The organism is Cellulomonas humilata (assembly GCF_013359775.1).
Classification (GTDB): Bacteria; Actinomycetota; Actinomycetes; order Actinomycetales; family Cellulomonadaceae; genus Cellulomonas; species Cellulomonas humilata.
In genome coordinates this window covers 325,992-337,403 of sequence record NZ_JABMCI010000071.1, presented here as the reverse complement: position 1 = coordinate 337,403, position 11,412 = coordinate 325,992, and the positions used below count along the sequence as shown (strand labels likewise).

10 protein-coding genes are annotated in these 11,412 nt (G+C 74.7%); all 10 read left to right on the top strand.

The genetic code is table 11. The annotated features are described in order from the left end of the window. Positions 1–652 precede the first annotated feature (652 nt). The 10 genes from HP550_RS21850 to murJ all read left to right on the top strand — a co-directional run bounded on the left by HP550_RS21850 (position 653) and on the right by murJ (position 11,328). Complete coding sequence (locus HP550_RS21850; RefSeq protein ID WP_343048326.1) at positions 653–1,621, top strand: hypothetical protein; 969 nt, start codon at positions 653–655, stop codon at positions 1,619–1,621. Further along, a complete protein-coding gene (locus HP550_RS21845; protein WP_175349770.1) occupies positions 1,618–2,658 on the top strand; it encodes an HAD-IIA family hydrolase in 1,041 nt (346 codons plus the stop codon). The genes HP550_RS21850 and HP550_RS21845 overlap by 4 nt, the downstream gene beginning before the upstream one ends. 153 nt (positions 2,659–2,811) lie before the next feature. Then, positions 2,812–3,000, top strand: a complete 189-nt coding sequence (locus HP550_RS21840; protein WP_175349509.1) for a hypothetical protein — start codon at positions 2,812–2,814, stop codon at positions 2,998–3,000. A 6-nt stretch (positions 3,001–3,006) separates the two neighbouring features. Then, positions 3,007–3,828, top strand: coding sequence for a TlyA family rRNA (cytidine-2'-O)-methyltransferase (locus tag HP550_RS21835; protein ID WP_175349769.1), 822 nt, complete (start codon positions 3,007–3,009; stop codon positions 3,826–3,828). Continuing rightward, positions 3,825–4,718, top strand: a complete 894-nt coding sequence (locus tag HP550_RS21830; protein ID WP_175349768.1) for an NAD kinase — start codon at positions 3,825–3,827, stop codon at positions 4,716–4,718. Before HP550_RS21835 ends, HP550_RS21830 begins: the two co-directional genes overlap by 4 nt. Continuing rightward, positions 4,715–6,445 carry a DNA repair protein RecN gene (gene recN / locus HP550_RS21825; RefSeq protein WP_175349767.1) on the top strand — a complete coding sequence of 577 codons (1,731 nt, stop codon included), beginning with the start codon at positions 4,715–4,717 and terminating at the stop codon, positions 6,443–6,445. Before HP550_RS21830 ends, recN begins: the two co-directional genes overlap by 4 nt. Positions 6,446–6,451: 6 nt before the next feature. Next, a complete protein-coding gene (gene steA / locus HP550_RS21820) occupies positions 6,452–7,630 on the top strand; it encodes a putative cytokinetic ring protein SteA (RefSeq protein WP_175349766.1) in 1,179 nt (392 codons plus the stop codon). A gap of 97 nt (positions 7,631–7,727) precedes the next feature. Further along, positions 7,728–8,762, top strand: coding sequence for a copper transporter (locus HP550_RS21815; RefSeq protein WP_175349765.1), 1,035 nt, complete (start codon positions 7,728–7,730; stop codon positions 8,760–8,762). Continuing rightward, positions 8,759–9,649 carry a hypothetical protein gene (locus HP550_RS21810; RefSeq protein ID WP_175349764.1) on the top strand — a complete coding sequence of 297 codons (891 nt, stop codon included), beginning with the start codon at positions 8,759–8,761 and terminating at the stop codon, positions 9,647–9,649. The genes HP550_RS21815 and HP550_RS21810 overlap by 4 nt, the downstream gene beginning before the upstream one ends. Further along, the gene (murJ, locus tag HP550_RS21805; protein WP_175349763.1) at positions 9,646–11,328 is read left to right on the top strand and encodes a lipid II flippase MurJ; all 1,683 of its coding nucleotides are present in this window, start codon (positions 9,646–9,648) and stop codon (positions 11,326–11,328) included. The genes HP550_RS21810 and murJ overlap by 4 nt, the downstream gene beginning before the upstream one ends. Positions 11,329–11,412: the final 84 nt, after the last annotated feature.

Sequence of the window (11,412 nt, the reverse complement as noted above, 5' to 3'; positions counted from 1 at the left end):
CCCGTCCTACGGCCAGCGCCCTTCGGGTGACCGGCCTTCGTACGGTGACCGCTCAACTGGAGGGCGTCCTTCGGGTGACCGCCCCTCGTACGGTGACCGCTCCGGCGGTGGCCGTCCCTCGGGCGACCGCCCGTCCTACGGTGACCGCGATCGTTCTGGTGGTGGCCGTCCTTCGGGTGACCGGCCGTCCTACGGCCAGCGGCCCGATGGTGACCGGCCCTCGTACGGCGATCGTTCTGGTGGTGGCCGTCCTTCGGGTGACCGGCCGTCCTACGGTGATCGTTCCGGCGCTGGGCGTCCGGATGCTCGCGATGGTCGGTCGTCCGGTGAGCGCAGCGGCTCCGACCGGCGACCGTCCGGGGACCGTCCGGCGTCGTCCGGTCAGCGTCCCTCGTACGAGGACCGCAACGGGCGCCCCACGGGCGACCGTCCGCAGCGCACGTCCTCGTCCCGTCCGCCCGCGGCCGGCAACCGTGCCGACCGACCGGCGACGGGTGACCGCCGCGGCCCGGGCGGCCGGCCGGCTCGGGACGACCGTTCCGCGCCGCACGCAGGCGCCAACGGGGAGCGTCGCGAGGGCGGCGACGACCGCCGTCTCACGCGTCCCCCGCAGGAAGAGCGCGCCGTCGCGCCCGAGATCCCGGACGAGGTCGTGTTCAGCGACCTGGACCGGGCAGTCCGCGGCCGGCTGCGCACGCTGAGCAAGGACAACGCCGACGGCGTCGGTCGTCACCTGGTGATGGTCGGCCGGCTGCTCGACACCGAGCCGGAGCTGGCGTACGAGCACGCGCAGGCTGCGGTCCGTCGTGCGGGTCGCGTCGACGTCGTGCGGGAGGCAGCCGGACTGGCCGCCTACCGGACGGGCCGATACGCCGAGGCGCTGCGCGAGCTGCGGACGGTGCGGCGGCTCAACGGGTCCTCGGAGCACCTGGCGATCATGGCCGACTGCGAGCGTGGCCTGGGCAGGCCCGAGCGCGCACTCGCCCTGGCGCAGGAGCCGGAGGCCGACACGCTCGACGCCGAGTCGAGCATCGAGCTGGCGATCGTCGTCAGCGGCGCGCGGCTGGACCTCGAGCAGCCCGATGCGGCCGTGGCGGCGCTCTCGACCGCTGCGGTGCGGGCGGCGACCGGTCTGGTCGCCGTGCGGGTGGCTCAGGCGCGGTCGACTGCGCTCGAGGCAGCCGGGCGTGCCGACGAGGCCGCCGCCGAGCTGGCCCCGTACACGCAGGAGCAGCTCGACGAGGCCGCAGGCGATGTCGAGGTGGAGGACGAGGTGGTCTCGTTCGACCTCAGCGAGTTCGACGAGGACGGCGAGTACGACGAGGACGCCTTCGAGGCGCCGGCCGCCGCAGACGACAGCGCACTGGCCGTCGCGGACGCCACCGCACCGACCGTCCCGGACGACAGCGCACGCAACACGGATGACGACGCCGACGACGAGGAGAACGACGTCGTCGACGGAGCCGAGGACGCCAGCGATGGCAGTGACGAGGCGGACGACGCCACGGCCGACGAGCCGGACGAGTACGTCGACGCCGGTGCAGCCGACGGCCGGACGCTCGACGAGCCGGAGAACCTGCTGGGCGGTCAGGAGTCGGACGAGGCGGAGGGCGGTCGGTGACGGGCGGGCTCATCGGCTCGGACACGCCGCTGGCGGACCGGTTCGACCTCGCGCTCGTCGACCTGGACGGGGTGGCCTACCGCGGTCACGAGCCGATCGACGGTGCGGCCGAGGGGCTGACTGCGGCGCGGGAGCGCGGGATGCGGCTGGTGTTCGTCACCAACAACGCGTCGCGCGAGCCCGAGTCGGTCGCGGACCAGCTCACAGACCTCGGGATCGTCACGCACGCCTCCGAGGTGATGACCGCCGCGCAGGCGGCCGCGCAGCTGCTGCGGACGCGGCTGCCGCGCGGGTCGAAGGTGCTGGTCGTCGGCGGTGCCGGGCTGGTCACGGCCGTGCGGCTGGCCGGGTACGAGGTCGTGCACTCCGCCGACGACGAGCCCGCGGCGGTCGCGCAGGGCTTCTCGCCCGAGGTGGGCTGGCCGCAGCTCGCGGAGGCGGCCTATGCCGTCGGCCGCGGGGCATGGCACGTGGCGTCGAACCTCGACCTGAGCCTGCCGACGGCACGGGGCTTCGCACCGGGGAACGGTTCGCTCGTCGGTGCCGTGCAGGCGGCGACGGGCGTCGTGCCGGACAGCGCGGGCAAGCCCTCACCGACCATGTACCAGATGGCCGTGGAGCGGGTCGGCGCGCGCGAGACTCTCGTGATCGGCGACCGGCTCGACACGGACCTGGGCGGTGCGCGCGCGGGCGGCTACATCGGGCTGCACGTGCTGACCGGCGTGAGCTCGGCGCGTGACGACGTGCTCGCCGTGCCGGGGGAGCGGCCGCACCTCATCGGCGCGGACCTGCGCTCGTTGCTCGTCGCGCACCCGGAGCCGCACCAGGCCGCGGAGGGCTGGTGGACCGTGCGGGACGCGTCGGCGCGGGTGGTCGACGGCCGGCTCGAGCTCGGCCGCACTGCCGACACGTCCGTCGAGGGCCAGGTCGACGTGGTCCGCGCCGCGTGCGCCGCGGCCTGGGCTTCCGTCGACGGCGGAGCGGAGCTCGACCCGAGCTCGGTCCCCGAGCTGGCGACGGACCTCGCGAGCCCGTGACGAGGACCGGTCGCGCCTGTGTGTGGCGACCGGTCGACGTCGGCTCCGCCAGGTAGCGTGGGCGCGGTCCCGGACTCCGTGCAGCGGGGGCGCCTGCCGAGGTCGGCGCGCACAGGGACCACGGCGGGACACGACCACGTCAGGAGCGGCGCAGTGAGCGAGACCGGCATGGAAGCGGCACCGGCACGGGCGTCGGAGCTCGAGTCGACCTCCGACGCGGCGGTCGACGAGGCGCTGTCGACGCTGGTGGGTCTCGAGGACCAGCCGCTGCGAGCCCACGTGGCGGTGTTCGACGCGGTCCACGGGGCGCTCCAGGACCGGCTCGCGGACGCGGAGGGCTGACCCGCGGTGACCACACGCCTCGACACCGAGCTCGTGCGCCGCGGCCTGGCCCGGTCGCGTCGGCACGCCGGTGAGCTCATCGCGGCCGGCCGAGTGACCGTCGACGGTTCCGAGGTCTCGCGGAGCGCCGCACAGGTGACCGACGAGCGCGAGGTGACGGTCCGGTCCGACGACGCCGACCCGGGGTACGCCTCGCGCGCCGGTCACAAGCTGGCGGGTGCGCTCGACGCGCTCGGCGCCGACGGCCCGGTGGTCGACGGTCGACACTGCCTCGACGCCGGCGCGAGCACCGGAGGGTTCACCGACGTGCTGCTGCGCCGGGGTGCCGCCGTGGTCGTCGCGGTCGACGTGGGCCACGACCAGATGGTCGACGAGCTGCGCGCGGACCCGAGGGTCGACGTCCGCGAGGGCGTCAACGTCCGCAGCCTGACGCGCGGTGACGTCACCCCCGCTCCGGAGCTGGTCGTCGCCGACCTCTCGTTCATCTCGCTCACGCTCGTTCTTCCTGCCCTCGTCGAGGTCGCCCGTGACGACGCCGACCTCCTGCTGATGGTGAAGCCGCAGTTCGAGGTCGGGCGCGAGCGACTCGGGTCGGGCGGCGTGGTGCGTCTGCCGGGTCTGTGGGTCGACGCCGTGCTGGGCGTCGCGCGCGCGGGCGCCGAGCTCGGGCTGGCCGTGCGGGACGTCGTGCGCAGCCCTCTGCCTGGCCCCAGCGGCAACGTCGAGTTCTTCGTGTGGTTCCGCCGTCCGGACGTCGCGGGTGCCGTCGAGGTCCCCGTCGACCGGATCACCTCCGCGGTGCTCGCGGGCGGGGAGGCGGACCGATGACCCGGCGCGCCCTGGTGGTCACCCACGGCGGCCGCGAGGAGGCCGTGGCGGCCACCCGCGAGGTGGTGCGCGAGCTCGAGCGCGCCGGCGTCGAGCCCGTGCTCGCCGCCGAGGACGCAGACGCCACCAGCCTGCCGCCGTTCGAGCTGGCGATCGTGCTCGGTGGCGACGGCACGATCCTGCGGGCCGCGGAGCTCACCCGCGGCTCGTCCGTCGCCCTGCTCGGTGTGAACCTGGGGCACGTCGGGTTCCTCGCCGAGAGCGAGCGCGAGGACGTCGGCGAGGCGGTGCGGCGGCTGACCGCCGGCGAGTTCGACGTCGAGGAGCGCGGCACCCTGGACGTGCGGGTGCTCCGTCCCGACGGCAGCACCGGCACCGGGTGGGCGCTCAACGAGGCGGCGCTCGAGAAGGTCGACCGCTCTCGCATGCTCGAGGTGCTCCTCGAGGTCGACGGCCACCCGCTGTCGTCGTTCGGTTGCGACGGGATCGTCGCGGCGACCGCCACCGGCTCCACCGCGCACGCGTTCTCCGCCGGCGGGCCCGTGGTGTGGCCGGACGTGGACGGCATGATCCTGGTGCCCATCTCCGCGCACGCGCTGTTCGCCCGGCCGCTGGTCGTCGGGCCCCGCAGCACGCTCGCGATCGAGGTCCTGGAGCGTTCGCCGGCGGCGGGGTTGGTCACGCTCGACGGGCGTCGTCGGCTCGAGGTACCCCAGGGCTCGCGCGTCGAGGTGACCCGCAGCGACGTCCCGGTGCGCCTGGCGCGACTGACCCCGGCGCCGTTCACCACCCGGCTCGTGAACAAGTTCGGGCTGCCGGTCGACGGCTGGCGGGGGCGGCCCAGCGCACCCCGGCCCACGCGCTCCATCCACCCGGAGGTGCGGCCGTGATCGAGGAGATCCGGATCGAGAACCTCGGGGTGATCGGCCGCGCGCACGTCGAGCTCGGTCCCGGGCTCACCGTGCTCACGGGCGAGACGGGTGCGGGCAAGACGATGGTGCTGACGGCGCTCAACCTGCTGCTCGGCGGCAAGGCGGACCCGGCCACGGTGCGGGTCGGGTCGGCGACCGCGTCCGTCGAGGGACGCGTGGTGCTGGACCCTGGCGCTCCCGCGCTCGCCCGCGCCGCCGAGGCGGGCGCCGACCTGGACGACGACGGGAGCCTGGTCCTGCTGCGGACCGTCGGCGCGGGCTCCGACGGCACCACGGGGCGGTCACGCGCGTACGTGGGCGGACGGTCGGTGCCCCAGGGGCTCCTGGCGGAGCTGGCGGACGAGCTGGTCACGGTGCACGGGCAGGCGGACCAGGCTCGGCTCCGCTCGCCCGCCGTGCAGCGCGAGGCGCTGGACGAGTTCGTCGGTGCGGCACACCGTGAGCTTCTCGCGAGCTACCGCGGTGCCTGGGCGCAGCGTGCGCGGGTGGATGCGGAGCTCACCGACCTCGTCGACCGCGCGCGGGACCGCACGCGCGAGGCGGAGCTCCTGCGTCTGGGGCTGGCCGAGGTCGAACGGGTGGACCCGCAGCCGGACGAGGACGTGACGCTGGCCGACGAGGTCGAGCGGCTCTCGCACGCGGAGGACCTGCGGACCGCCGCCGCGGGCGCGCACACGGCGCTCGTCGGCGAGGACGACGGGGCCGACGGGTCCGCCGCCGTCGGCACCATCGAGCTCGCGCGTCGGCTCCTCGAGCACGAGGGCAGCCACGACCCCGCACTCGCCGCGCTCGCCACGCGCATCGCCGAGGCGGGGTACCTGCTCGCGGACGTCTCGACCGACCTCGCCGCCTACCTGGAGGACCTGCAGGCCGACCCGCTGCGGCTCGAGGCCGCCCAGCGTCGTCGCGCGGAGCTCGGCAGCCTGACCCGGAGCTACGGGTCGACGATCGCCGAGGTGCTGGCCTGGGCGGACACCGCCGGCCGGCGGCTGCTGGACCTCGACGGCGGCGAGGGGCGGATCGACGAGCTGCGGGAGGACCGCGCTCGCCTCGACGCCGAGCTCGGCACGCTCGCGGAGCAGCTGACGAGCGGCCGACGCGCCGGCGCCGAGCGGCTGTCGACGGTGGTGTCCGACGAGCTCGCGGGCCTCGCGATGGGCGGGGCCGAGCTGCGCGTCGTCGTCGAGCCTGCCGACGAGCCCGGACCGCACGGCGCCGACAGGGTCGAGATGCTGCTGGTGCCGCACGCGGGTGCGCCGGCCCGGGCGCTCGGCAAGGGGGCGTCCGGTGGCGAGCTCTCCCGCGTCATGCTGGCCATCGAGGTCGCGCTGGCCACCGCGCCGGGCGCCACGCGGCCCGGGACGTTCGTGTTCGACGAGGTCGATGCGGGCGTCGGCGGCCGTGCCGCGGTGGAGGTCGGACGGCGGCTGTCGTCCCTCGCGCAGGGCAGCCAGGTGCTCGTCGTCACCCACCTCGCGCAGGTCGCGGCGTTCGCGGACCGGCACCTGGTGGTCACCAAGTCGACCGCCGACGGTGTCGACGTCGTCACCGAGTCGGACGTGCGCTTGGTCACGCAGGAGGACCGCGTACGTGAGCTCGCCCGCATGCTGTCCGGTCAGGAGGACTCGCACGCCGCGCGGACGCACGCCGCAGAACTGCTCGAGCTCTCGTCCGTGGGACGATGAGCGGCGATGAGAGCCTCCCTGCGCAAACGCACCGCCCTGCCCGAAGCCGGCGTCGTCGCCGGTCCGGCACGTGTCGACCCCCGGACCAAGGGGCTGACCAAGCGTCTGCGCCCCGGTGACATCGCGGTCATCGACCACCTGGACCTCGACCGCGTGTCCGCCGAGGCGCTGGTGGCGTGCCAGCCGGCCGCGGTGCTCAACGCCGCGCGCTCGACGTCGGGCCGCTATCCCAACCTCGGCCCGGAGATCCTCATCGAGGCCGGGATCCCGCTGATCGACGACCTCGGCGCGGACGTCATGTCTCTCACCGAGGGCCACCGGCTCCGCATGGTGGACGGTGCCGTCTACGACGGCGAGACGCTCGTCGCCGAAGGGGTCCTGCAGACCGAGGCCACGGTTGCCGCCGCGATGGAGGAGGCCCGCGCCGGCCTCTCCGTGCAGCTGGAGTCGTTCGCCGCGAACACCATGGACTACCTGCGCCGCGAGCGGGACCTGCTCCTCGACGGTGTCGGCGTGCCCGACATCTCGACCGTGATCGACGGCCGGCAGGTTCTCATCGTGGTCCGCGGCTACCACTACAAGGAAGACCTGGTCACGCTGCGGCCGTACATCCGCGAGTACCGGCCTGTGCTCATCGGGGTCGACGGGGGAGCGGACGCGATCCTCGACGCCGGCTGGAAGCCCGACCTGATCGTCGGCGACATGGACTCCGTGTCCGACCGCGCCCTGATGTGCGGCGCGGAGGTCGTGGTGCACGCCTACCGCGACGGCCGCGCGCCGGGTCTCGCCCGCGTCGAGCAGCTGGACGTCAAGCACGTCGTGTTCCCGGCCACCGGCACCAGCGAGGACGTCGCGATGCTGCTCGCCGACGACAAGGGCGCCGAGCTGATCGTCGCGGTGGGGACGCACGCCACGCTGGTGGAGTTCCTCGACAAGGGCCGTTCCGGCATGGCGAGCACCTTCCTCACGCGCCTGCGCGTCGGCAGCAAGCTCGTCGACGCCAAGGGCGTCTCGCGGCTCTACCGGAACCGCATCTCCAACCTCCAGCTGACGCTCCTGGTCCTCGCCGGACTCCTCGCCCTCGGCGTGGCGCTGGCGTCGACCGCGGCAGGCCAGACCCTGATCGGCCTCTCGGGCGCCCGGATCGACGACATCACGTCGTGGGTGAGCGGTCTGTTCGGATGACGCCTCGGATGAGCCCTCGGACGAGCACAGCCGCCGCCCTCGCCCTGCACCTGGTCCCGGCGAACGCCGGTGACGTACCCGACGGAGACCTCGCACCGTGATCGACTTCCGCTACCACATCGTCTCGCTCATCTCGGTCTTCCTGGCGCTGGCCGTCGGCATCGCGCTGGGTGCCGGTCCGCTGAAGGAGACGATCGGCGACACCCTCACGGGCCAGGTCGAGCAGCTCCGCGGGGAGAAGGACGCGCTCCGGGCCGAGCTCGACACCACGTCGAGCGACCTTCAGGACGCCGAGACCTACATCGACGCGGCCGGCCCGCAGCTTCTGGACGGCACGCTGACGGACCGTCGGGTCGCCGTCGTGGCGCTCGGTGAGGTCGACGAGTCGATCCGCACCGCGATCGACGCGCGGCTGACGCAGGCCGGTGCCAGCGTGACGGCGCACGTCACCCTGACGGAGACCTGGATGGACCCGGACGCGCGCACGTTCCGCCAGGCGCTGGTCGGACAGCTGCTCACGTACCTCGACCCGGTCCCGGCCGACGACGCCGGTGTCGAGGGGGAGCTCGCCTCCGCCCTGGTGCAGGCGCTCGTCACGTCGGACCCCACCAACCCGGACGTGCTCTCCGACGACGCCTCGGTGCTGCTCCAGCTGCTCTCGTCGAGCGAGAGCGACAGCCCGCTGGTGACCGTGGCCGACGAGGTCACGGTCCCCGCGGACGCGATCGTGGTCATCGGCGTACCCCGCGAGGAGCCGACCACGGAAGCGACGCCGAGCCCCGAGCTGTCGGAGTCGACCGTCGAGGCCCAGCTCGCGGTCCTCAGCGCCGCGCAGGAGCTCTCGTCCGGCGCGGTGCTCGCCGACGGCCCTCGCGGCGAGGGCAGCCTGACCGACGCCGTGCTCGCCGACCAGGACCTGGCCGCGACGATCACCACCGTCTCCGGCACGGCGATCGTCACCGGGCAGGTCAACGTGCCGCTCGCCCTGGCCGGCCGGATCGCCGGCACCAACGGTCACTACGGCTTCGGTGACGACGAGACCCCGCTGCCGGCCGCCGTGGTCCTGCCACCGGTCGACCGCACGCCGCGGCTGCCCGAGGGTACGGAGCCCACCGCCGGGACCGAAGGATGACGGTAGGCGTCCCTCGGCGCGTCCTCGCGGGTGTCGTCGCGAGTGCAGTGACCGCCGTCGTGCGGGGAGCGTTCGATCACCAGGCGCCGGGCGGGCAGGCGCGCTGGACCCGCATCAACCACCGCGGTGAGCCGATCAGCCTGCTCGAGGGGCCTGCAGCGGCCGCGGGACTGCTCGCCGGGGGACTGGTCGGCGCGCCCTCGCCACGCGGGGCCGTCGCGCTCACGCTGGCGACCGCGTCCGGAGCGGCCTTCGGCCTGGTCGACGATCTCGCCGAGGACACGTCGTCGCGACGCAAGGGGCTGCGCGGCCACCTCGGTGCTCTCGCGCGCGGCGAGCTCACGACCGGCGGTCTGAAGGTGCTCGGCATCGGCGGCGGGGCGCTCGTCGCGGCCGCCGTGGCCACGCCGGGGCACCGCGCGGACGGCACGCGGCGCTCGGCGGTCGGCTGGCTGGCGGACGTCGCGGCGTCGGGTGCGCTGATCGCCTCCAGCGCCAACCTCGTGAACCTGCTCGACCTGCGCCCGGGACGCGCGCTCAAGGCGGCCACGCTCGTCGCGGCCCCGCTCGCGCTCGGACCGGGCGACGGCGCCGGCGCAGGTGCCTCGGTGCTGGGCGTGGTGGGGGCTGCCATGGACCAGGACCTGGCCGAGGCGGACATGCTCGGGGACGGTGGCGCGAACGCCCTGGGGGCCACGCTGGGGACCGCCGTGGTGCTGAGCACGCCGCGGCCCGTGCGGCTCGCGTGCCTCGCGGTCGTCGTGGCGCTCACCGTCGCCAGCGAGAAGATCAGCTTCACGCGCGTCATCGAGCGCACCCCGGTGCTGCGCGAGGTGGACGGCTGGGGTCGGCGGCCGGTCGACCCGCCTGCGGACCGGTCCGCGTGAGCCCGGCCGCGCGGCGCACGCTCGCCGGTCTCGGTGGCGCCGCTGCGATGATCGCCGCCGTCACCGTCCTGAGCCGCGTGCTCGGGTTCGGCCGGTACCTCGTCCAGGCGCACGCGTTCCACGACGGCAGCATCGGCGGCGTCTACAACGCGGCCAACACGCTGCCCAACGTCCTCTTCGAGGTCGCGGCGGGCGGCGCGCTGGCCGGCGCACTCGTGCCGCTGCTCGCGCTGCCCGTCGCCCGCGGCCTGCGCAAGGACATCGACGCGATCACGTCCGCCACCTTCGGCTGGACGCTCCTGGTGCTGGTGCCTCTCGGCGCCGCACTCGCGGCCTCCAGCGGGCTCATCGCGTCGGTGTGGCCGGGGCGCCTCGACGACGCGCAGCGGGACCTGCTCCAGTACTTCATCGCCGTCTTCGCGGTCCAGGTGCCCATGTACGGCATCGCGGTGCTCCTCTACGCGGTGCTTCAGGCGCACAAGAAGTTCTTCTGGCCGGCGTTCGCTCCGGTGCTGTCGTCCGTCGTCGTCATCGCGACCTACCTGGTCTACGCGGCGCTCGCCGGCGGGGAGCTCGACGACCCCGCGGCAGTCACGTCCGAGGCGCTGGCGGTGCTCGGGTGGGGGACCACGCTGGGCGTCGCGGCGATGTGCTTCCCGATGTTCGTGCCGGTCCGGCGGCTGGGCGTACGCATCCGGCCGACCCTGCGATTCCCCGCGGGCACGGGTCGGCGCCTGGCCGCCCTCGCGTTCGCCGGGGTGGGCTCGCTCGTCGCTCAGCAGCTCTCGGTGCTGGTGGCGCTGCTGGTGGCCGCCGAGCGCGGGAACGCCGGCACCTGGTCGGTCTACCTGTGGTCCCAGCAGGTGTACCTGCTGCCCTACGCGGTCCTCGTGGTGCCCCTGGCCACGTCGACGTTCCCCCGGCTCGCGCAGCGCGCGGCGTCGGGTGAGCACGACGCGTTCGCCCGGATGGCGTCCGGGACCGCCCGTGCGGTGCTGGCCGCCGCGGCCCTCGGTGCGGCCGCCGTCGCCGCCGCCGCTCCCGCGGTCACGGACGTGTTCGTGGCCATCGCCGACGGCGGTACGGGCCTGCGTGCCATGACGCTCACGATCTCCTGGCTCATGCCGGGCCTGCTCGGCTTCGCGCTCATGTTCCACGCGTCGCGGGCGCTCTACGCACTCGAGCGCGGGCGCGCCGCCATCACGGCCAACGTCGCGGGATGGGGGACCGTCGCTGTGGCGACGCCCGTGCTCGCAGCGGTGCGGGCGCCCGCCGGGAACGACCCGGAGGCGACCCTGCTCGCCCTGGCCCAAGCCAGCTCGCTCGGCATGCTCGTCGGGGGTGTCGTCGCGGTCGTGCTGCTGCGGCGCGCGGCGGGCAGAGCAGCGACGGCGGGGCTGCCGCGCACGGCGGTGGTGCTCGTCCTCGGAGCCGGGGTCGGTGCCCTGGCGGGACGGTGGGTCGTGGACGCGGTCGCCGAGGTCGGCGGCCACGGTCCGCTCACCGCGCTCGGCGCGGCCGCGGGCGGCGGGATCATCGCCGCCCTCGTCGTCGCCGGTGCGCTCGCTCTGGGTGACCGGGCGACGCTGCGGGACTTCCGGAGCATCGAGGCGGAGCCGCGGCCGGTCGTCGTCGACCGGGTCCCGGACCCCGCGAACCCGAGCGCGCCGACGTTGTGACCGCCGGGCCCCGGAGCGACGACGTGTCCGGACTCACCCGCGCCGTGCTCCGGTAACGGGCAATCGTCGGGTAGGTTGGAATCC

Coding starts and splice junctions, on each gene's coding strand:
- HP550_RS21830 (WP_175349768.1), top strand. CDS start 3,825: ATGACCCGGCGCGCCCTGGTGGTCACCCACGGCGGCCGCGAGGAGGCC.
- steA (WP_175349766.1), top strand. CDS start 6,452: ATGAGAGCCTCCCTGCGCAAACGCACCGCCCTGCCCGAAGCCGGCGTC.
- HP550_RS21810 (WP_175349764.1), top strand. CDS start 8,759: ATGACGGTAGGCGTCCCTCGGCGCGTCCTCGCGGGTGTCGTCGCGAGT.